Consider the following 21,020-nt stretch of genomic DNA (forward strand, 5'->3'; position numbering starts at 1 on the left):
AGGTGCCTTAAATGTCGAAGAATACGGTTTCGTCTTCGCCTTGGAGGCGGATGTCGAAGCGATAGGTGTTTTCTGAGCGTGTGGCCACAAGGGTGGCGCGGCGGTGTTCCCATTCGATTGAGTTCAGGACGGGATCGGCGCTGTTGTCCTCATCGTCAAAATAGAGCCGCGTATTGAGGCCCACGTTTATGCCGCGCGCGACGATCCAGAGGTTGATATGGGGGGCTTGCATCTGGCCGTTGCGGCCAAGGGTTGCGCCCGGCTTTATGGTGTCAAAGCCCCATTCGCCTGTGGCAAAATCTGTGATGACACGGCCCCAGCCGCGAAAGCCGTCTTCGACCTCACCCGCGCTTTCTGGGTGGGCATAGATGCCTGCCGCATTGGCTTGCCATGCTTCAAGCAGCACATCTTTCACAGGCGCGCCTGTGCCGTCGATCACCACGCCCTCGACGCGGATACGCTCTCCCGAAGCCTTGGGGCCAGCGATGTCATGGCCCAGCTCTTCACCGTAGATATCAAAGCCAGCCGCCCCCGGCGCGAGGCCGATGTGGACATAGGGCCCAGCGGTTTGGGAGGGGGTTTCTTTGAGGTATTTGGGCGTATTGCTCATGCTCAGATTCCTTTTCGCATTTTCGAACCGCAAAACCGGTTCCCACTTTTGCTGAAAATGCTCATGCTCAATTCCCCTCCAGCTTGTTTTCAAAGAGCGTCGAACGGCGGCCGCGCAGGACGATATCAAAGCGGTAGGCAATGGTATCAAGTGGAATGGTTGCGTTCATGTCGAGCTTGGCGGTGAGCTGGTCTATCGCGGCTGAATCAGCAATCGTCTGGACAATCGGGCAGCGCGCGATGAGCGGGTCGCCTTCAAAATAGAGCTGGGTGATGAGGCGCTGGGCAAAGCCTGAGCCGAAGACGGAGACATGGATATGCGCGGGGCGCCAGTCGTTTATCCCGTTGCGCCAAGGGTAGGCGCCGGGCTTGACTGTTCGGAAGTAATAATAGCCCTCAGCGTCTGTCAGCGTGCGCCCGCAGCCGCCAAAGTTTGGATCAATCGGGGCGAGATAGGTATCTTTTTTGTGGCGGTAGCGCCCGCCTGCGTTGGCTTGCCAGACCTCGACAAGCGTGTTGGGCACGGGGCGGGCGTTTTCATCTAAAACACGGCCATGCACGATGATGCGCTCGCCGATGGGGCTTTCGCCTGCTTTAGCGTAGTTCATCAGAAGGTCGTTATCGTGCGGGTCGATATCATTGTGGCCAAAGCGCGGACCTGTGATTTCGCTTGGGGTATTTTCCAGCGAGATCAGCGAATAGCGCGGCGAACGGGCGATTGATGTTTTGTAAGCCGGCGCGAGGGCGGGCGGATGCCAGTTGCGGTCACGCTGGTAGAACTCGGCTGGTTTCATCTGTCTGCCTCCATTTCGGCATAGGTCTCTTTGGCCAGTTTTAGCGCGTGGTTGGCGCGTGGGACGCCTGCATAGAGCGCGACGTGTTGGAAGACTTCAAGAACGTCTGTCTTGCTGGCACCCGTGCGCGCTGTGGCGCGGATGTGCATCGGAATTTCATCAAAGTTGCCCAAGGCGGCGAGAAGCGCAAGGGTCAGCATGGAACGCTCGCGATCAGGTATGCCATCAGAGGCCCAGACATTGCCCCAAGCGGTCTCTGTGATCAGCTCTTGGAAAGGCTCATCAAACGCTGTTTTGGCGGCTTCGGCACGGGCGACATGGGCCTCGCCGAGGATATGACGGCGCACCTCCATGCCCTTATTGTAACGCTCACTCATAATCAGACTCCTAATAGGGCAGGCCAATATAATTTTGGGCCAAGACGCTCTGCGCGGATGTGTTGCTGCGCAAAAAGTCGATGTCGGCCTTTTGCATTTTGAGATCAAACTCGGTCTGATCGGGGAAGCGGTGCAGAAGATTTGTCATCCACCACGAGAATCGCTCGGCCTTCCAGACGCGGGCGAGGGCCTTCTCGCTGTAGGTCTCCAGTCCTGCGCTATTGTTCTCAAGGTAGTGTTGTTTGAGGCCCTCAAAGAGATAGTGAATATCGCTTGCGGCAGTGTTGAGCCCCTTGGCGCCCGTGGGTGGAACGATATGGGCCGCATCACCACAGAGAAAGAGGCGGCCCCAGCGCATTGGCTCAGTCACAAAGCTGCGCAAGGGCGCGATGGACTTTTCGATGCTTGGGCCTGTGACAAGCTTTTCGGCGTGCTGGGCTGGTATGCGGCGCTTCAGCTCTTGCCAGAAGGCTTCGTCTGTCCAGTCTTCGGGTTTGTCCGAGAGCGAGCACTGGATATAATAGCGGCTGAGCTTGGCGTTGCGCATGGAGCAGAGGGCAAAACCGCGCTCGGAGGCGGCATAGATCAGTTCGTCGTTGACGGGGGGGGTCTCTGAGAGGATGCCAAGCCAGCCGAAGGGGTAAACCTTCTCGTATTCACGGCGCACGGACAGCGGTATGGTTTGGCGTGAGACGCCATGAAAGCCATCACAACCAGCGATAAAGTCACAGTCGATGCGTTGGCTCTTGCCGTCTTGTTCAAAGGTCACGAACGCGTTGTCAGTGTCGGCGCCGTGGATTTCGACCTGCTCGACATTGAAGAGCGTGGGCAAGCCAGCGGCTTCGCGTGCGTCATAGAGATCACGGGTGACTTCGGTCTGGCCGTAAACGACGACGGATGTGTCGGTGTGCTCTTTGAAATTGACGGTAAATTCTTCATCTCCATAGGAGATGATCGTGCCGTCATGCACAAAACCCTCGGCCTCAAGCCGAGCGCCAACGCCTGCCTTATGCATGAGGCCAATGGTGCCGCGCTCAAGGATACCTGCGCGAATCCGCCCCAGAACGTAGTCACGCGTTTTGCGTTCGAGCACTATGGCGTCGATGCCTTGGGTGTGGAGGAGCTGTCCGAGGAGGAGGCCAGACGGGCCGCCGCCGATGATGACGACTTGGGTGCGCATGGGTTGCCTTTCTGAAGGATAGGCCGATTTTAATGATCGAATTTGATATGTAAAATGAATAAGGTGGCTTTATGATTGCTCAAAAAGGAAAGTTATGGATCGCCGCATCAAGCTTCGCCACATTGAGGCCTTTGCCGAGATTGCCCGCCAGCAGAGCCTGAAGGGCGCAGGGGAGGCGCTCGGCCTGACGCAGCCTGCGATCTCCAAAATTCTCAAGGAGCTTGAGGATATTCTCGGAGCGCGCCTGATGAGCCGAGGGCGCGGCGGCGTGGAGTTGAGCGCGGCGGGCGCTGTTTTTCTCAAAGGAGCCGAGGCGAGCCTAGCGGCCCTGAGGCAAGGCTTTGACGGGGTGACGCGGCTTAAGACGGGTGGCGCGGCGGCGCTGTCTGTGGGGGCGATGCCCAGTGTGGCGGCGCGGGTCTTGCCGCTTGCGAGCCTTTCGTTTCGCAGGCATGAGCCTGAGACTGTTCTGAGGGTTGAAGACGGGCCGCACGGTTTTTTGATGGAGCGGTTGCGCGCGGGGGCGCTTGATCTCGTTGTGGGGCGCATGGGCCCGCCAGCGACGATGGCGGGGATCAGCTTTACGCAGCTTTATAGCGAGCAGGTGGCTTTTGTTGTGCGTGCTGGGCATCCGCTCTGTGGCACGCGGCGGCTTGCGGCGTTGCGCGACCAGCTTGTGATCTATCCGACAGAGCGCGCGGCGATCCGGCCTTTGGTTGACAGGCTCGTTATCGCCGAGGGGGTGGGCGCGCTGCCCCACAGGATCGAGAGTGTTTCGGGCGATTATGGCCGCGGGCTGACGCGGGCGAGCGAGGCGGTCTGGATCATTTCTCAAAGCGTCGTGGCGGGGGATATTGCCAGCGGGCTTCTTGAGCAATTGCCGATTGAAACAGGAATCACGGCGGGGCCTGTCGGGGTCATGATGCGGGCGGAGGAAGATGTTTCGCCTCTGGCGCAGCTCTTTCGGGCGGCTTTGGGCGAGGCGGTTGAGGCGCTGGGGCTGAGTGCATAAATGCAAAACGGCCCCGCGCGAGGCGGGGCCGTTTGTGACGTTTAGATTGCCTTAGAGGCTGGCTGTGAGAGCCGCAACGATGGCATCACCCATCTCGGAGGTGCTGATCGCGCTGACACCTTCTTCTCCGAGAAGATCTGCTGTGCGCAAACCATCGGCGAGGACTTTTTCGACGGCTTTTTCGAGGCGGTCGGCCTCTGCGCCCTGATCAAAGCTGTAGCGCAGCGCCATGGCGAAGCTGAGGATGCAAGCGATCGGATTGGCTTTGCCTTGGCCGGCAATGTCAGGCGCCGAGCCGTGCACCGGCTCATAGAGCGCTTTGGGGCGACCATTGGCCATGGGCACGCCGAGAGAGGCCGAAGGCAACATCCCAAGCGAGCCTGTGAGCATCGCGGCCATGTCAGACAAGAGGTCTCCGAAGAGGTTGTCTGTCACGATCACGTCAAACTGCTTGGGCCAGCGGCAGAGCTGCATGGCACCTGCGTCGGCATACATATGCGACAGTTCGACATCGGCGTATTCGGCTTGGTGCACCTCTGTTACAACGTCGCGCCAGAGGATGCCTGACTCCATAACGTTGGCTTTTTCCATTGAGCAAACTTTGTTGCCACGCTTGCGCGCGAGTTCAAAGGCAGAGCGGGCCACGCGGGCGATTTCGCTTTCGGTGTAGCGCTGGGTGTTGATGCCGACGCGCTCGTTGCCTTCTTCAAAGATGCCACGCGGCTCGCCGAAGTAAACGCCTGACGTCAACTCGCGCACGATCATGATATCGAGGCCAGCGACCACATCTTTTTTGAGGCTGGAAAAGTCGGCCAGCGCGTCAAAGCACTGCGCGGGGCGCAGGTTTGAGAAGAGGTCCATCTCTTTGCGCAGGCGCAGAAGGCCGCGCTCTGGCTTTACCGAGAAGTCGAGCACATCATACTTTGGGCCACCGACCGCGCCGAGCAGAACGGCGTCAACCTCTTGGGCTTTGGCCATTGTGTCGTCGTGCAGGGGCGTGCCGTGTGCATCATAGGCCGCGCCGCCGACGAGGTCTTCGCTGACGTCAAAGGCGAGATCGCGGTTGGCGCCATACCAGTCGATGACTTTGCGGACTTCGGCCATGACTTCGGGGCCGATGCCATCACCGGGAAGAATAAGAAGCGAAGGGTTGCTCATAATGTGGGTCCTCGTTTGAAAAGCTTGGCTCTGAGCTAGCGGCTGGCGAGGGGAGGGTCAAGAAACATAAGGCCGTTAGGGCTGGCGGATCTCAATCCAGACGAGGCGGTGACGGCTGGCGGAGAGGGCGAGCGTGTGATCGTGAGACGCGGGCGGGGGCCAGAAGACGCCTGCATCTGTTACAAGGATGTCAGCCGAGGGCAGCAGGAAATCGACGCGCATATTGCCAGGCCCGAAGGTTTCGGGGGTTGGGTCAGTCCAATCTGCGGTATCAAGGGCGGGGTCGCCTCTCTGCCCCGGCGTGGGTTCGAGCGCTGCGCCTGCGCTTTTGGGGCGCGGGTCTTGCAGCGCGGGGTGGGTGAGAAGCCTTTGCATCACTTCGCGCCGACCTGCGCCATCGGCGGGGTCAAGATTGGCCCCGAACGCAAGCAGGAAGGGGCCGCTCGGCGGCGTGCCGAGGCGGCCTTCGATATGGTGTAGCCAGAGCGCGTTTTCGTCGTGGTTGCGCTTGCCGTTCTGGTCTTCTGGGCCGTCAAACACGGGGGGTGTGGCTTGGCTGATCAGCAAGGTGAGCGGGCCGCTGGGCAGGGTGACGGGCAGTGACCAATGGGCCGTGGTCGAAAGACGCTGGGCGGCGCGGGCCGCATCAGAGGGGAAGGCTTTGCCGCTGGCGTGAGTGGGCAGGAGCGCATCGGGAAGATCGCGCCAAAGGAGGGCGGAGAAGTCTTGCAAGCGTGCGTCATCAATCGGGAAACGGGACAGAACGGCGAGGCCTCCTTGGCCCGCAAAATAGCCAAAGCCCTGCGCATCGCGGGGGCCACCGAGGCGGCCATCCCCATCCATATCAAGGCCCGTGGCCCAGCCCGTATTGGGGCGCTGGGCGAAAGCATGAGGGTAGGGCGCGACAGTCTTGGCGAGCAGATCGGCAAAGGCGCGCAGGGCGGCGAGTTCTGCGTCATAGTCAACATCCGAGAGCACGAGGATATCGGGATCGATGCGCGCGATCACATCGCGGGTGGCCAGCACTTGCGCTTCCTCGCGCCAGATGTCGCGCAGGAGGAGGCCCGGGCCTTTGCGGGAGAGACCCGCGCTAAAAAAGGCAATGCGCAGGTCTTGGGCCAGAAGTGGTGCGCCCCATGCGAGGGAGAGCAGAAGCGACAGAACGGCTAGGCCGAGGCGGTTTGCAACCCGCTTTTCTTGGCTTCGGAATAGGCGCGGTTGCGCTTTTCTTCGATCAGCTCGGCGATACGGCCCATGGCGATCCCACGCATGATCATGCTGGCAGGAAGAAAGGCCCATGCTGTCATCGTCCAGATCAAGGTTTGCGGATTCTCCATCGAGATCGGATCAATGAAGCTTGAAGCCGCTTTCACAATTGCTGGGATCAAGAATGGCAGTAAAATTCCTAACACAATGTTAAGACCTGCGTCGCGCTTGAGGCGGTGAACCACATCTCCGCCTGCGGTCGGGTCAAACAGGGGCAGGTTGATCCAGACGTTGAAGGCGCGGTTGCGGGTGGGCCAGCCGAGGAGGCGGACCATTGTGACGAAGATGAAAAGGGCGACCAACGAGACCATATAGGCGATCCCTGCTGAGGTGCGCACAGAGCTGATCAGCGCGTCAGAGGCATATTCGGGCATCATCAGCACAACCAGGCGCACCGGCGAGAAGGGGAAGTCAAGGGCTGTGCCCCAAGCTGTGCCCAGCTGTGTGAGCGTGTTGGCCATGGGGTTGGAGCCTGTGGGGCTGGCCAGAATCACGGAGAGCAGGGTGACAATCACAAAGAGCGCCAGAAAGCGCAGTCGATTGAAGGGCGAGGCGTAGCGGAACTCGATGATCGAGGGATATTGGCTGTAGTATTCGATAAAGGTCATCAGGAAGGCGAGTAGGGCCACCAAGACCGTGATCTGGCTGGTGTCTGTGCTGACATTTGGAAGCAAGAGTGACGGCATTGCCAGAAGCAAAGCCATTAATATAGCGCGTAAAGCTGCGCCTGTTGCACGAGTTAACACTACCCAATCCTTCCAACTTGGTCGGTCACGATACGATGCCGTGTCCTTGTTCCAACTTGAACCCGCTCTTTATGGCGGTATGCCTCAATATTGCCCAATTTTTGCCTTCTTTCGATTCACAGCTCAAGTCGTGCGTTGATAAGAGCGTGGAAATGGGGCGCTTTAAGGGAGCAAGTGGTGCGAGATTGCATCAATTGTGGATCGTAAATGTGTCTATTAAAAACAATTTTACTACATTTTGTAGGATCGGGAGAATTTTCCCATAGGGGCGGATTTAGAAAGTTTTAACCAAAGTGTTCATGGCGCGGCCACAAGAGCTGTCTTGCGGCCGCGCTTGATCTTTTAGAGCCGATTCAAACCCAAGGGCGCGACTGGCTCGCCGTCGCTTCGAATGTGTCGATCGCGGCGGCTTTTTCCATGGTCAGGGCAATGTCATCCAGACCTTCGAGCAGGCAGTGCTTTTTGAAGGCGTCGACTTCAAAGGCGAAGACCTCACCATCTGAAGTCGTTACCGTCTGGGCTTCCAGATCGACATCCATGCGGGCGTTGGCGCCTTTTTCAGCGTCTTTCATCAAGACATCGACAGCCTCCTGCGGCAAGACGATCGGCAAAATGCCGTTCTTGAAGCAGTTGTTGTAGAAGATGTCGGCAAAGCTTGTAGAAATCACCGCTTTGATGCCGAAATCGGCAATCGCCCAAGGCGCGTGTTCGCGCGAGGAGCCGCAGCCGAAGTTGTCACCCGCGACGAGGATTTGCGCTTCGCGGTAGGCGGGCTGGTTGAGCACGAAGTCGGCGACTTCTGTGCCGTCGCGGTTGTAGCGCATCTCGTCAAAGAGATTCTTGCCAAAGCCTGTGCGGGCGATCGACTTGAGAAACACCTTGGGGATGATCATATCAGTGTCGATATTCACGAGGGGCATCGGCGCGGCAATGCCTGAGAGTTTTTCGAACTTTTCCATTACATCATATCCCGAATGTCTGTGAGGTGGCCTGTGATGGCAGCGGCGGCGGCCATGGCGGGCGACACGAGGTGTGTGCGGCCCTTGTAGCCTTGGCGGCCTTCAAAGTTGCGGTTTGAGGTCGCCGCGCAGCGCTCGCCTTCGGAGAGCTGGTCAGGGTTCATCGCGAGGCACATGGAGCAGCCCGCGAGGCGCCATTCAAAGCCCGCCTCTTTGAAGATATCGGCCAAGCCTTCTTCTTCGGCTTGGGCACGGACAAGGCCCGAGCCAGGAACGATCATGGCGCGCATACCGTCTTTGATCTTTTTGCCTTTCAGGATCGCGGCGGCGGCGCGCAAATCTTCGATGCGCCCGTTGGTGCAGGAGCCGATGAAGACTGTGTCGATCTGAATGTCTGTGAGCTTTTGGCCCGCAGTGAGGCCCATATATTCAAGCGCACGTTTGGCGGCCTCGACCTTGCCGCCTTTGAAGCTTGCAGGATCTGGCACAACGCCTGTGATGGGCAGCACGTCTTCGGGGGATGTGCCCCATGTGACGACAGGCTGGATGTCTTCGCCTTTGAGCGTGACAACTTTGTCAAACACGGCGTCTTCGTCTGTGAAGAGGGTTTTCCACCAGTTGAGCGCGGCTTCCCATTGGGCGCCTTTGGGAGCGTGGGGGCGGCCTTTGACATAGTCATATGTGGTTTGATCTGGCGCGATGAGACCTGCGCGCGCGCCGCCTTCGATCGCCATGTTGCAGACTGTCATGCGGCCTTCCATCGAGAGATCGCGGATCGCTTCGCCGCAATATTCGATAACATAGCCTGTGCCGCCGGCTGTGCCTGTTTCGCCGATGACGGCGAGGGTGATGTCTTTGGCGGTCACACCGGGCATCAGCTTGCCAGTGATCTCGACCTTCATGTTTTTCGATTTTTTCTGGATCAGCGTTTGAGTGGCGAGCACGTGCTCGACCTCTGATGTGCCGATGCCGTGGGCGAGCGCACCAAAAGCGCCATGAGTCGCTGTGTGGCTGTCGCCGCAGACAACTGTCATGCCCGGAAGCGTCCAGCCCTGTTCGGGGCCAACGATATGCACGATACCTTGGCGCACGTCGGACACGGGGTAGTAGTGCACGCCAAATTCGCGGGCGTTTTTGTCGAGCGCATCGACTTGAATACGGCTCTCTTCGTTTTCGATCCCTTTGGCGCGGTCCAGCGTGGTGGGGACGTTGTGATCAGGCACAGCGATTGTTTTTTCCGGCGCGCGGACCTTGCGGCCTGTCATGCGCAGGCCTTCAAACGCCTGTGGAGAGGTCACTTCGTGAACGAGGTGACGGTCGATATAAAGAAGGCAGGTGCCATCGTCGGCTTCATGGGCGACGTGGGCATCCCAGATTTTGTCATAGAGTGTTTTGGGGGACATTTGTCCTCTCCCGTATAAAGAATGTGGAAGGATGGGTGTCAGAAAGACAGGCTTGCGTGGCTTAGAGGCACGCCGCGACGAGACGTTCTTCGGAGAAGAAGCGTTCGCGCAGGCGGGCGCGGTCGTCGATGTCAAAGATCTGTGTCATGACAGTTCAGATACAGCTTGGAGGGCTTGCCTGCAAGAGTTTGATGGCTTGGTCTTGCCCGCTCGGCGCAGCCGTGTAACTCTGAAGGGAAAAGAGGGCCTATGGAAAACGAGACAAGCCTGTCCGCGACACCTGCACCGGTTGAGGGTGCCGCTAGCCCATCCGGGCCAGAGGCGGTGAGCGCCGCGAGCGATGCGCATGAGATTGCTCTGTCCTTGGCTGATAAGGCGCAGGGCTTTCTGGAGGGCTTGTTGCGGCCTTGGAACGCGTATCAGATCGCCATTGCGCTGGGGCTGTTTATTGTGGCGCATCTTTTGGCCCAACTGTTGCGGCCACGCTATCGAGAGTGGATGCGCACGCGGGAGAACTGGCCCAAATGGCGCTTGCGGTTCATGCTGCTGGTGGAGCGGCGCTTACGGCTTATTTGCTTGGTTTTTCTGGTTTTTCCCACTGTATGGCTGATGCGCGAGATCACATGGCCGTCGCGGTCCTACTTGCTTGGCGTGATCGCCAATCTGGCGCTGGCCTGGCTTGTGATTGCGATTGTCACGCGGCTGATCAACAACGGTTTTCTGCGCTCGCTTGTGCGCTACGCGGGCTGGGCCTGGGCGACGCTGGTGATCCTCGGGATCACCGAAGAAGCCATCAGTTTGATGGACTCAGCGGCAGTTGAATTTGGCAGTTTGCGGCTTTCGGTCTGGATGTTGGTGCAGGCGGTGGTGACGTTGGGGCTGCTGTTTTTTCTGGCGCGGTCTGTCTCCAAGGCGACGGCGAGCGGGGTGCGGCGCAACGAAGATATCAGCCCTTCTATGCAGGTGCTTGTTATCAAGTTTGCACAGGTCGGACTTTACGGGCTGGCGCTTTTTGTCGGGCTGCGGGCGACGGGCGTGGACCTCACGGGGCTGGCTGTATTGTCGGGGGCGATTGGGGTCGGGCTTGGCTTTGGCTTGCAAAAGGTTGTCTCAAACCTTGTGTCGGGTGTGATCATTCTGCTCGATAAATCGATCAAGCCCGGCGATGTGATCAGCCTTGGCGAGACCTTCGGCTGGATCAACACGCTGGGTGCGCGCTATACCTCTGTTGTGACGCGTGACGGGCGTGAGTATCTGATTCCAAACGAAGATTTGATCACGGGGCAGGTTGTGAACTGGTCCCATAGTGACGATTTTGTGCGGCTGGATATCTATTTTGGCGCGGCTTACGGCGACGACCCGCACAAGGTCCGCGCGCTTGCAATCGAGGCAGCGCAAGGCGTGGAGCGGGTGCTGAGCCATAAGGCACCCGTCTGTCATATTGTCGGGTTTGGCGACAGTTCTGTGGATTATATCCTGCGGTTCTGGATCAGGGACCCGACGGGAGGGCTGACCAATATTCGCGGCAATGTCTACCTCGCGCTCTGGGACAAGTTTCAGGAAAACGATATTTCGATTCCCTTCCCGCAGCGGGAGGTTCGGGTGCTTCGGGACGGGCCTGAAATGCTGTAGGGCAGGCTATGGGGCAGGCTGTGCATACCCCAGTATGGACAGCGGGAGGATGCGGGCTTGCGCTTTGGCTGCGCCAAATCGCGGTGGCGGGGGACCAGTCCCCCGCACCCCACGATACACGGGGGACCAGTCCCCCGCACCCCCTGGGATATTTCGGGCAAAAAGAAAGAACGAGGGTGGGCGCGGCCTGAGCAGAGGGCGCGGCCCTAACGTAGGGCGCGGCCTTTTCGGATGGCGTCTTTGCCGAAGCGGGCGCGAATTTGATCGGTCGCGCGTTCGACGTCTGAGCGTTTGGCGGCGCCTTCGTCGAGCAGATCATGGGAGCGGTCGGCCTCGGCGGCGGGCACGAGGCCTGAGAGGCCTGTGCCAATCAGGCGGTAGGGGCCTCTATCGCCGAGTTGGTCAAAGAGAGCGCGGGCGCTGCGATAGATCGCGTCGGCCATTTGGGTTGCGTCATGCAGGCTCTGACGGCGGGTGAGACTTTTGAAGTCGGCGGTTTTGAGTTTGAGTGTGACGGTTTGGCCTGCGAGGCCTTTGGCTTTGGCGCGGTCTGAGACTTGCTCGGCGAGGCGCCAGAGGTGGCCATCCAGCAGGTCTTTGTCGCCTGTGTCTTGTGAAAAGGTCGTTTCCTTGGAGATAGATTTGACCGGCGCGTTGGCTGCGACGCGGCGGTTGTCTTCGCCGCGGGCGAGGTGAAAGAGCCGCGTGCCCATGGCGCCGAAGCGGGCGGTGAGATCAACCTCGCTCCAGCGGAGAAGATCAGAGAAGTGGTGAATGCCGGCTTTGTCGAGCGCGGCTTGGGAGGCGGCGCCGACACCCCAGATCAGGCGAACGGGCTTGTCGCGCAGAAAGCCGGCGGTTTCGGCGCGGCCAATGACCGAGAAGCCTTTGGGCTTTTCCAGATCGGAGGCGACTTTGGCGAGGAATTTGTTGTGGCTGAGGCCGATCGAGCCTGAGAGGCCGAGCTCGTCTTTCATTCGTTTGATCAGGCGGGCGAGCATGACGGCGGGGGGGCGGCCATGCAGCCGCGCTGTGCCTGTGAGATCCATGAAGGCTTCATCAAGGGAGAGCGGCTCGATCTCGGGGGTCATCTCTTCCATCATCTGGCGGATGGCGCGGGAGGCCTCGACGTAGGCCTCCATACGGGGGGCAACGACAACTGCATCGGGGCAGAGCTTTAAGGCCTGAAACATCGGCATGGCGGAGCGCACGCCACGGATGCGCGCGATATAGCAGGCTGTCGAAACAACGCCGCGGTGGCCGCCGCCTATGATCAGCGGCTTGGCGGCCAGCTCGGGGTTGTCGCGTTTTTCCACGCTGGCATAGAAGGCGTCGCAATCCATATGGGCGATTGTGAGATCAAACAGTTCCGGATGGGCAAGGATCCGCGGGCTGCGGCAGGCCGGACAGCGCGCTCCCGTTTCAAATTGATGTAAACAGTCTCGACACAGGCTTGGCATGGCTCTTCATACGCCGAGGCGATGCGCAATTCCACTTGGAAGTTTGGTCACTTGGCCCCATATTTGGGGAAGAATGAGGAGAGTGAAATGAGTTTGGAACGCATATTGGCTGATCTGTTGGGGGGGAACCTTGTCACCCTGATGATCGCGCTGTTGATTATTATTTCGATTTTCCTCGGGGTGCGGATTGTGCCGCAATCGGAGAAATATGTGGTGGAGCGCTTCGGGCGTCTCAAATCTGTGCTTGGGCCGGGGATTAACTTTATTGTGCCGTTTATTGACGTGGTGCGCCATAAGGTGAGTATTCTTGAGCGGCAGTTGCCGACCGCCTCTCAGGACGCGATCACCAAAGACAACGTTTTGGTGCAGGTCGAGACCAGCGTGTTTTACCGTATCTTGGAGCCTGAAAAGACGGTCTACCGTATTCGCGATGTGGACGCGGCGATTGCCACCACTGTGGCGGGGATTGTGCGGGCCGAGATTGGCAAGATGGAGCTGGACGAGGTGCAGAGCAACCGCTCCAGCCTGATCGGGCAGATCCAGAACGCGGTTGAAGACCAAGTCGACAATTGGGGGATCGAGGTGACGCGGGCCGAGATTCTGGATGTGAATCTTGATCAGGCGACGCGGGATGCGATGCTGCAGCAGCTCAATGCGGAGCGCGAGCGGCGTGCGCAGGTGACGCGGGCCGAGGGCGCGAAACGGGCGGTTGAGCTCAATGCGGATGCCGAGCTATATGCGGCCGAGCAGATCGCCAAGGCGCGGCGGATCGAGGCGGACGCGGAGGCCTATGCAACAGGCGTGGTTGCGCAGGCGATTGCCGACAACGGGCTTGAAGCGGCGCAGTATCAGGTTGCGCTCAAGCAGGTGGACGCTTTGGCCAAGGTGGGCGCGGGCGCGGGCAAACAGACGATCTTTTTGCCAGCCGATGCTGTGGATGCGTTCAAGAACGCCTTTGGTATGTTGAAAGGCGGCAAGTGATGGATCTGGTGACAGGCGACGGGATTTGGAGCCTTTGGTGGGTCTGGCTGGCGGCGGCGGTGGGCCTCGGGATCCTTGAGATCCTTGCGCCCGGGTTTATCCTGTTGGGCTTTGCCATCGGGGCGGCTGTGGTTGGGGTTTTGCTGGCTGTGGGCGGGCCGCTGGGGGCCATGCTTGGCGGCTCGTTTGCGCTGATGTTGGCTGTCTTTGCTGTGTTTTCGCTCATCGGATGGATCGGCCTCAGGCGCACTATGGGTGTGCGCAAGGGGCAGGTGAAGACCTGGGACACGGATATTAACGAAGACTGACGGCGGGCGCTTGGCCTAGCGCTTTGGCAGCTCGGCGAGCACGGCGCGGGCGGCTTCGGCGGGATCGGCGGCCTGCCAGATCGGGCGGCCCACGACGATATGATCGGCGCCGTCTGTGACGGCTTGGGCGGGCGTTGCGACGCGCTTTTGATCGCCCAAGGCGGCGCCTGAGGGGCGCACACCCGGTGTCACGATGAGCTTGCCTGCGGCTTCGGGGAGCGCGCGGATCAGGGCGGCTTCTTGGGGGGAGGCTATGACGCCATCGGCACCCGCCTCAAAGGCGCGGGCGGCGCGCTCGATCACCAGCTCTTGAACGTCACCCGCTTTGAGGAGGGAGGCGTCCAGATCGGCGCGGTCAAGTGATGTGAGGATTGTGACGGCGAGAATTTGCATATCGGAGTTTGCGGCGCCTTCTTTGGCGGCGCGCACGACATGAGGGTCGCCGTGGACAGTGAGAAAGTCGAGATCGAACTGGGCAAGGCCGCGCACGGCGGCTTCGACTGTTGCGCCGATGTCAAAGAGCTTCATATCAAGGAAGATGCGCTTGTTGTGTTCGTCCTTCAGCTCTTGAGCGAGGGCGAGGCCGCCGCCTGTGAGCATTCCGAGGCCGATTTTGTAGAAGCTGACGGCCTCTCCGAGCTTGGCGGCGAGCTCCAGCCCTGCAATGGCATTGGGGACATCAAGAGCAACGATCAGGCGGTCATCAGACATGGGCTAACTTTCTTTAATATGGGCGCGTAAGATTTCGGCGAAGGTTTCGCGCGTCAGGAGCGATTGTGCAAGGGTTTAGCGGCCGCCAAGCTTTTTGAGAGTATGGCTGTGCTTCTCAGCCCTGTTGCCACGCCGTGTTGTTTTGTCGGAGTTTTTGGCGAGCTCGTTGAACTGCTCCACGGAAATCAGAACCAACCTCTCCCGCCCCAGTCAGGGAAGACGGGCGGGGGAAATCTTGCCTCAGGCGGCGAGCGGGGGGTGCTTTGGGGCCTGAGGTTTGGCGGATGTAAGGCGGCGCTGATAGGAGCGCAGGCCCGGTTTGGCCGAGCGGTGTTTGCGCAGCGCCTTGTCTGAAAGCTGCTCCATCACCCGCGCGTATTCCGCATCAAGCGGGGCGGCGACGAAGCTGGGATAGCTGAAGCTCTCTCCTGCATCTTGGATAAAGACAATCGCTTCATAGCCAGAAAATTCGAGGTTGTAGCGGATGCGCGCAATGCGTGATTTACCGTGTGTCATACTGGTTCTCCTTACGGGCAGGGCGCTGTGCCCTTGCCTGTGGATAAGATGGCGTGTGTTGGAGCGGAAAACAGGGGGAATTCACAGAAAGGTGACTCAGATTGTCACCATTTGCGAAAATCCGCCGAGGCGGTTTTTGCCACTCTGGCTCTTGAAGCGCGGCGCGATACACCCCATTTTTATGACAAGGTTCCCGACGCGACGTATGCCTCTTTTGGGTGCGCCAGCAGGGAAGGCTTATAAAAGGAGAAAGACCATGAACCTAGAGAAGTTCACGGAGCGTTCGCGTGGGTTTTTGCAGGCTGCGCAGACAATAGCTATGCGGGAAGATCACCAGAGAGTGATGCCCGAACACCTGCTAAAAGCGATTATGGATGACAGTGAGGGGCTTGCGAGCAACCTAATCACCAAGGCAGGCGGTGCGCCTGCGCGGGTGAAAGCGGCTGTGGACATCGCCGTTGGCAAGATTGCCAAAGTGAGCGGTGATACGGGCCAGCCCTACATCGACAAATCTTTGGCCAAAGTCTTGGGCGAAGCGGAGGGCCTTGCGCAGAAGGCGGGAGACAGTTTTGTGCCTGTCGAGCGCTTGCTTATGGCGCTTGCCATGGTGAAGTCCGCCGCGAAAGACGCAATGGAGGCGGGCGCTGTAAATGCGCAGGCTTTGAATGCGGCGGTGAACGATATTCGCAAGGGCCGCACAGCAGACAGCGCCAGTGCAGAAGACAGCTATGAAGCCTTGAGCAAATATGCCGCCGACCTTACCGAGCGCGCGCGCCAAGGCAAGATTGATCCGATTATCGGCCGCGACGACGAAATCCGCCGCACCATGCAGGTTTTGAGCCGCCGCACCAAGAACAACCCCGTTTTGATCGGGGAGCCGGGCGTCGGGAAAACCGCGATTGCCGAGGGGCTCGCCTTGCGCATCGTCAATGGCGATGTGCCTGAAAGCTTACGCAACAAGAAGCTGATGTCGCTCGACATGGGCGCATTGATTGCCGGCGCGAAGTATCGTGGCGAGTTTGAAGAGCGGCTCAAGTCTGTTCTCAACGAAGTGACGGACGCGGCGGGCGAGATTATCCTTTTCATTGACGAGATGCACACGCTTGTCGGCGCGGGCAAGGCGGATGGCGCGATGGACGCGGCCAACCTCATTAAGCCGGCTCTCGCGCGGGGCGAGCTGCACTGTGTGGGCGCGACAACGCTCGACGAATACCGCAAGCACGTGGAGAAAGACGCGGCCCTTGCGCGGCGCTTCCAGCCTGTGTTTACCGAAGAGCCGAGCGTGGAGGACACGATCTCTATTTTGCGGGGCATCAAGGAGAAATACGAGCTGCACCACGGTGTGCGGATTTCGGACTCTGCCTTGGTGGCGGCGGCGACGTTGTCGAACCGTTATATCACCGACCGCTTTTTGCCTGACAAAGCCATCGACTTGATGGACGAGGCGGCGAGCCGTCTGCGGATGGAAGTGGACAGTAAGCCAGAGGAGCTTGATGCGCTCGACCGTCAGATATTGCAGATGCAGATCGAAGTGGAAGCCTTGAAGACCGAAGACGACGAGGCGTCAAAAGACCGTCTTGAGCGGCTCCAGAAAGACCTTGGCGATTTGCAGGAGAAATCTGACGGAATGACCGCCAATTGGCAGGCGGCGCGCGACAAATTGGAAGGCGCGCGCGAGCTGAAGGAACAGCTCGACCGTGCGCGCGCGGATGTGGATATTGCGACGCGCGAGGGCAACCTCGCACGCGCGGGCGAGCTGCGTTTTGGGGTGATCCCTGATCTGGAGAAAAAGCTTGCCGCGGCGGAGGCCAGCGAGGGCGATATGACCGTGGAAGAAGCGGTGCGCCCGGAGCACGTGGCGCAAGTCATTGAGCGCTGGACGGGTATCCCTGCGGGTAAGATGCTTGAGGGCGACCGTGACAAGCTCTTGCGGATGGAAGACGGCCTGCACCAGCGGGTCATCGGGCAGAACGCGGCTGTGACGGCTGTGGCCAATGCGGTGCGCCGTGCGCGCGCGGGGCTGAACGACGAGGGGCGGCCTTTGGGCAGCTTCCTCTTCCTCGGGCCAACGGGCGTGGGCAAGACCGAGCTGACCAAGGCTGTGGCGGAGTTTCTGTTTGATGACGACAACGCCATGGTACGGATTGATATGTCGGAGTTTATGGAGAAACACGCGGTGAGCCGTCTGATTGGCGCGCCTCCCGGCTATGTCGGCTATGACGAGGGCGGCGTGCTCACGGAAGCCGTGCGGCGCAGGCCTTATCAGGTTGTTTTGTTCGACGAGGTGGAGAAGGCGCATCCTGATGTCTTTAACGTGCTGTTGCAGGTCTTGGACGATGGTGTGCTTACCGACGGGCAGGGGCGGACTGTGGACTTCAAGCAGACGCTCATTATCCTGACCTCAAACCTCGGCGCGCAGGCTTTGAGCCAGCTTCCTGACGGAGCTGATGCGGGCGATGCCAAGCGCGATGTGATGGACGCGGTGCGGGCACACTTCCGCCCCGAGTTTCTCAACCGTCTGGATGAAACGATCATCTTTGACCGTTTGGGGCGCGAGGATATGGGCGGGATCGTCGAAATCCAGCTTCAGAGGCTCAAGAAGCGGCTTCTGGCGCGCAAGATCGAGCTTGATCTTGATGACGGCGCGATGCAGTGGCTCGCGGATGAGGGCTATGACCCTGTGTTTGGCGCGCGCCCTTTGAAGCGGGTGATCCAGCGGGCGTTGCAAAACCCGCTCGCCGAGGCGTTGCTTGCGGGCGATATCAGGGACGGTGACACCATACCTGTGCGCGCGGGGGCGGAGGGCCTTTTGATCGGGGACCGTGTGGGCGCGAGTAACCGCGACAAGCCCGAGGACGCCGTGGTGCATTGAGCCTCGCTTTATAACAAGACAGAAGGGCCGCCCCGATAAGGAGCGGCCCTTTGCTGTTTTAACAGAGGTGTGACGCGAAACGCTGGCTGCCTCAGGAGGGCTAGTCTTCGCCAATGGCTGCGCGGGCGATCTGATCGAGGAGGGCCTCGATCTTTTTCATCGCGCCGTCAGGATAGCTGCGAAACCCCACCATGGTCTGATCGGGCGTGTCGGGCGAGACTATGACGAAGATGTCGTAAGGGCAGAAGACCACATTCATCGGATCGGCTTCCATCACCTCGCGGCTGAGCTTGGCCGAGCAGAAGCTATAGATATCGGCCTTCTCAAACAGGGTGACATCAGAGCCAACATCGCCTTTGGTGCGCTCAAGCATATCGCCGGTATGAGAGACGTGGTCGATCACGAGGCCTTCATCAAGGATGGCGTTCTCAAGGCCGAAGACCACATCTTCAAAGCTCTGGTTTGTGGTGTAGCTGATGATGCCGTCCATGGCGGCGGCTTGTGTGGCGATCACGCAAGCGGCAAGGGTCAGGGGAAGTGCGCGCATATTTGGGTCCTTTTCGGTGGGCTTTGCTTGCCCTCTAGGGCGATCCGCCCCACTCTACGCCAGAGAGTAAAGATGACGTTGATATATATCAAACAGGGAATGTGATGGAATTTGCGGGTTCGGTTTTGAATTTTCTGGCTTTGGCCTTTGTCTGGGTTTTGGGCGCGCTCGTGGCGCTTGTCTTGATCTTATATGTGATCGACCGCAGACAACCCAGGGATGCGATACGGCGCAACTATCCTGTGATCGGGCGGTTTCGTCATCTCTTCAGCACATTGGGCGAGTTCTTTCGCCAGTATTTCTTCGCGATGGACCGTGAGGAGCTGCCGTTTAACCGCGCGCAGCGCGACTGGGTGAGCCATGCGGCGAGTGGGGCGGGCAACACTGTGGCCTTTGGCTCGACGCGCAACCTGTCTCTGGCTGGAACCGCGATCTTTACCAATGCGCCGTTTCCCCCGCTCAACGACCAATTTGCCAGCTCTGAACCGATGCTGATCGGGCCTCGCGCGCGCGTTCCTTATATGGCGCCGTCGTTCTTTAATATTTCGGGGATGTCCTATGGCGCTTTGTCCAAGCCTGCGGTGCGGGCCTTGAGCCTTGGCGCGGCGAAAGCGGGCATCTGGCTGAGCACGGGAGAGGGCGGCTGCGCGCCGCATCATCTTGAGGGCGGGTGTGATGTGATCATGCAGATCGGAACGGCGAAATATGGTGTGCGCGACAGCGCGGGACGCCTGAGCGAGGAGAAGCTGCGCGCGCTGGCCGAACGGCCCGAGATCAAGATGTTTGAACTCAAGCTCGCGCAGGGGGCCAAGCCCGGCAAGGGGGGGATATTGCCCGCCGAGAAGGTCAATGCCGAGATCGCGGCGATACGGGGCATTCCGGAAGGAACAGCGAGTATCTCACCCAACCGTCATGTGGAGGCGGGCGACTGGGGCGAGCTTCTCGATATGATCGCGCACATAAGAGAGGTGAGCGGCAAGCCTGTCGGGATTAAGACGGTGCTGGGCGCAGCCGAGGCTTGGGAGCCGTTCTTTGAGGAGATAGTGAAGCGGGGCGAAGACGCGGCCCCCGACTTTATCACCGTTGATGGCGGCGAAGGGGGCACAGGGGCTGCGCCTATGCCACTGATGGATCTTGTGGGGCTGCCGATCAGGGAGGCGCTGCCCTTGATGGTCGATCTGCGCGACCGCTACGGGCTGCACGAGCGGATCAGGATTATTGCCAGTGGCAAACTTGTGAACCCCTCTGATGTGGCATGGGCGATTTGTGCTGGCGCGGATTTTGTCACTTCGGCGCGCGGCTTCATGTTTAGCCTTGGCTGTATTCAGGCGCTTAAGTGCAACAAGAACACCTGTCCCACAGGAATCACCACCCATGACCCCAAGCTCCAGCGCGGGCTGGTTGTGGAGGAGAAGTTCGAGAAGGTGGCGCGCTATGCCCAGCAGATCGTCAGTGAGGTTGAAACCATTGCGCATTCTGTCGGGGTGGCGGAGCCAAGGCAGATGCGGCGGCGGCACGTGCGGATTGTTGGAAGCGACGGGCGCTCACGGCTGATGAGCGAGATCTATCCGAGCCATCGAGTCGAACCCTAGCGGAAAGACATACTTCTGTAAGGCACCCGTAGGGGGCACTGGCGCGGAAACGGGATTTGCCGCGATTCCGAGGGAGATGTCTTCAAATTCGTCCTGATTGATAAACGACTCGCCCCGAGTCGGGGTGAATCGGGTCTAGAAACAGCTCCCTTTCGGTGAGTCTTGGGCCTCGCCCTGTGGATAAGGCTATATGTAGTGTTCTGCGCAGAGGCCGGGCAGAAGCGGGCGAGACAGAATGTTTCGCAAGAAGGAGGGCTCGCGAAACAAACGGGACTTAAGGCACTGAAAACGCGAGAAAATCAGGAAGTTTTAGAAAAATGACATATTTCCTAAAAAAGGGGTTGCGGGTTTGGTGAAGTCACCTTAGAACCCACTTCACCGGCGGCGCTGAGGCGCACAACGGGACGCGGAACGGACGGAGGGAGCGGTGCTCTTGAGGTTCTGAAGCGGAGAAATTTTGAGGTAGATGGGGCGGGGCGCGCTAGTAAGTTACAGCGCATCCAGTCACTTTTGTCTCTGGGGTTTATCCCCGACGCTGTTTGAAATTGATATTAACTGAAGAGATATGTGGGCGGTTTGGTTCATTCGATGGATCAACCTCTTCATATCAACTACCTAGGAGTTCGCTCCGATGATGGATAGTCAGCTTCACTGTTTGGACGGCTTCTGGTTACTTTGGTAACTGAAAGCACTTCAAACAATGAAAATGCCGAATGGTTTCAGTAAGGCCATTTGGTAGATGTGCAGAGGTTCGACGTCAAGGATATGTGAGCAATCACATTTCAACTTGAGAGTTTGATCCTGGCTCAGAACGAACGCTGGCGGCAGGCCTAACACATGCAAGTCGAGCGCTACCTTCGGGTGGAGCGGCGGACGGGTTAGTAACGCGTGGGAACG

At 59.2% G+C, this 21,020-nt stretch carries 19 protein-coding genes and 1 rRNA gene; 7 read left to right on the forward strand and 13 right to left on the reverse strand.

Translation table 11 applies throughout. The features are described 5' to 3' along the window. Positions 1-7: 7 nt before the first annotated feature. The 4 genes from pcaG to pobA form a co-directional block, all read right to left on the reverse strand. The gene (gene pcaG, locus ACTF58_RS04305) at positions 8-610 is read right to left on the reverse strand and encodes a protocatechuate 3,4-dioxygenase subunit alpha (protein ID WP_438990729.1); all 603 of its coding nucleotides are present in this window, start codon (positions 608-610) and stop codon (positions 8-10) included. A gap of 67 nt (positions 611-677) precedes the next feature. Next, a complete protein-coding gene (pcaH, locus tag ACTF58_RS04310; protein ID WP_438990730.1) occupies positions 678-1,403 on the reverse strand; it encodes a protocatechuate 3,4-dioxygenase subunit beta in 726 nt (241 codons plus the stop codon). Then, on the reverse strand, positions 1,400-1,780 hold the full coding sequence (gene pcaC, locus ACTF58_RS04315) for a 4-carboxymuconolactone decarboxylase (protein WP_438990731.1): 381 nt from the start codon (positions 1,778-1,780) through the stop codon (positions 1,400-1,402). The genes pcaH and pcaC overlap by 4 nt, the downstream gene beginning before the upstream one ends. Before the next feature lie 10 nt (positions 1,781-1,790). Continuing rightward, entirely contained in the window at positions 1,791-2,960 is a 1,170-nt protein-coding gene (gene pobA / locus ACTF58_RS04320; RefSeq protein ID WP_438990732.1) for a 4-hydroxybenzoate 3-monooxygenase, read from the reverse strand. A 94-nt stretch (positions 2,961-3,054) separates the two neighbouring features. Between pobA and pcaQ the strand changes: the two genes are divergently transcribed. Beyond that, complete coding sequence (gene pcaQ / locus ACTF58_RS04325; protein ID WP_438990733.1) at positions 3,055-3,972, forward strand: pca operon transcription factor PcaQ; 918 nt, start codon at positions 3,055-3,057, stop codon at positions 3,970-3,972. Positions 3,973-4,023: 51 nt separating this feature from the next. Here pcaQ and leuB read toward each other — a convergent pair whose 3' ends face one another. From leuB to leuC, 5 genes are all read right to left on the reverse strand, one after another. Continuing rightward, positions 4,024-5,130 (reverse strand): 3-isopropylmalate dehydrogenase, encoded by a 1,107-nt coding sequence (gene leuB / locus ACTF58_RS04330; protein ID WP_438990734.1) that lies wholly within the window; start codon positions 5,128-5,130, stop codon positions 4,024-4,026. A 75-nt stretch (positions 5,131-5,205) separates the two neighbouring features. Then, positions 5,206-6,291, reverse strand: coding sequence for an endonuclease/exonuclease/phosphatase family protein (locus tag ACTF58_RS04335; RefSeq protein WP_438990755.1), 1,086 nt, complete (start codon positions 6,289-6,291; stop codon positions 5,206-5,208). A 5-nt stretch (positions 6,292-6,296) separates the two neighbouring features. Continuing rightward, positions 6,297-7,142, reverse strand: coding sequence for a hypothetical protein (locus tag ACTF58_RS04340; protein ID WP_438990735.1), 846 nt, complete (start codon positions 7,140-7,142; stop codon positions 6,297-6,299). A 353-nt stretch (positions 7,143-7,495) separates the two neighbouring features. Next, on the reverse strand, positions 7,496-8,101 hold the full coding sequence (leuD, locus tag ACTF58_RS04345) for a 3-isopropylmalate dehydratase small subunit (RefSeq protein ID WP_438990736.1): 606 nt from the start codon (positions 8,099-8,101) through the stop codon (positions 7,496-7,498). Further along, the gene (leuC, locus tag ACTF58_RS04350; RefSeq protein ID WP_438990737.1) at positions 8,101-9,504 is read right to left on the reverse strand and encodes a 3-isopropylmalate dehydratase large subunit; all 1,404 of its coding nucleotides are present in this window, start codon (positions 9,502-9,504) and stop codon (positions 8,101-8,103) included. The genes leuD and leuC overlap by 1 nt, the downstream gene beginning before the upstream one ends. Positions 9,505-9,753: 249 nt before the next feature. Between leuC and ACTF58_RS04355 the strand changes: the two genes are divergently transcribed. After that, entirely contained in the window at positions 9,754-11,136 is a 1,383-nt protein-coding gene (locus ACTF58_RS04355; protein WP_438990738.1) for a mechanosensitive ion channel domain-containing protein, read from the forward strand. A gap of 206 nt (positions 11,137-11,342) precedes the next feature. Here the strand turns inward: ACTF58_RS04355 and ACTF58_RS04360 are convergent, their stop codons facing one another. Continuing rightward, positions 11,343-12,596 carry a DNA polymerase IV gene (locus ACTF58_RS04360; RefSeq protein WP_438990739.1) on the reverse strand — a complete coding sequence of 418 codons (1,254 nt, stop codon included), beginning with the start codon at positions 12,594-12,596 and terminating at the stop codon, positions 11,343-11,345. An 87-nt stretch (positions 12,597-12,683) separates the two neighbouring features. On the opposite strand from ACTF58_RS04360, the gene ACTF58_RS04365 reads away from it, so the two are divergent. Then, positions 12,684-13,577, forward strand: a complete 894-nt coding sequence (locus ACTF58_RS04365; protein ID WP_438990740.1) for an SPFH domain-containing protein — start codon at positions 12,684-12,686, stop codon at positions 13,575-13,577. Next, positions 13,577-13,885 carry an NfeD family protein gene (locus ACTF58_RS04370; protein ID WP_438990741.1) on the forward strand — a complete coding sequence of 103 codons (309 nt, stop codon included), beginning with the start codon at positions 13,577-13,579 and terminating at the stop codon, positions 13,883-13,885. The genes ACTF58_RS04365 and ACTF58_RS04370 overlap by 1 nt, the downstream gene beginning before the upstream one ends. Before the next feature lie 15 nt (positions 13,886-13,900). On the opposite strand, the gene pyrF is transcribed toward ACTF58_RS04370, so the two are convergent. Then, positions 13,901-14,596, reverse strand: coding sequence for an orotidine-5'-phosphate decarboxylase (gene pyrF, locus ACTF58_RS04375; protein WP_438990742.1), 696 nt, complete (start codon positions 14,594-14,596; stop codon positions 13,901-13,903). Between the two features lie 240 nt (positions 14,597-14,836). Further along, on the reverse strand, positions 14,837-15,112 hold the full coding sequence (locus tag ACTF58_RS04380) for a hypothetical protein (protein WP_438990743.1): 276 nt from the start codon (positions 15,110-15,112) through the stop codon (positions 14,837-14,839). Between the two features lie 256 nt (positions 15,113-15,368). Between ACTF58_RS04380 and clpB the strand changes: the two genes are divergently transcribed. Next, a complete protein-coding gene (gene clpB, locus ACTF58_RS04385) occupies positions 15,369-17,984 on the forward strand; it encodes an ATP-dependent chaperone ClpB (RefSeq protein WP_438990744.1) in 2,616 nt (871 codons plus the stop codon). A 100-nt stretch (positions 17,985-18,084) separates the two neighbouring features. Here the strand turns inward: clpB and ACTF58_RS04390 are convergent, their stop codons facing one another. After that, on the reverse strand, positions 18,085-18,531 hold the full coding sequence (locus ACTF58_RS04390) for a DUF302 domain-containing protein (RefSeq protein ID WP_438990745.1): 447 nt from the start codon (positions 18,529-18,531) through the stop codon (positions 18,085-18,087). 104 nt (positions 18,532-18,635) lie between these two features. Here ACTF58_RS04390 and ACTF58_RS04395 point away from each other — a divergent pair, with 104 nt between their 5' ends. Next, complete coding sequence (locus ACTF58_RS04395) at positions 18,636-20,123, forward strand: FMN-binding glutamate synthase family protein (RefSeq protein ID WP_438990746.1); 1,488 nt, start codon at positions 18,636-18,638, stop codon at positions 20,121-20,123. Between the two features lie 783 nt (positions 20,124-20,906). Beyond that, a 16S ribosomal RNA gene (locus tag ACTF58_RS04400) occupies positions 20,907-21,020 on the forward strand; the annotation flags it as partial.

This window comes from Lentibacter sp. (assembly GCF_965657785.1).
Taxonomy (GTDB): Bacteria; Pseudomonadota; Alphaproteobacteria; order Rhodobacterales; family Rhodobacteraceae; genus Lentibacter.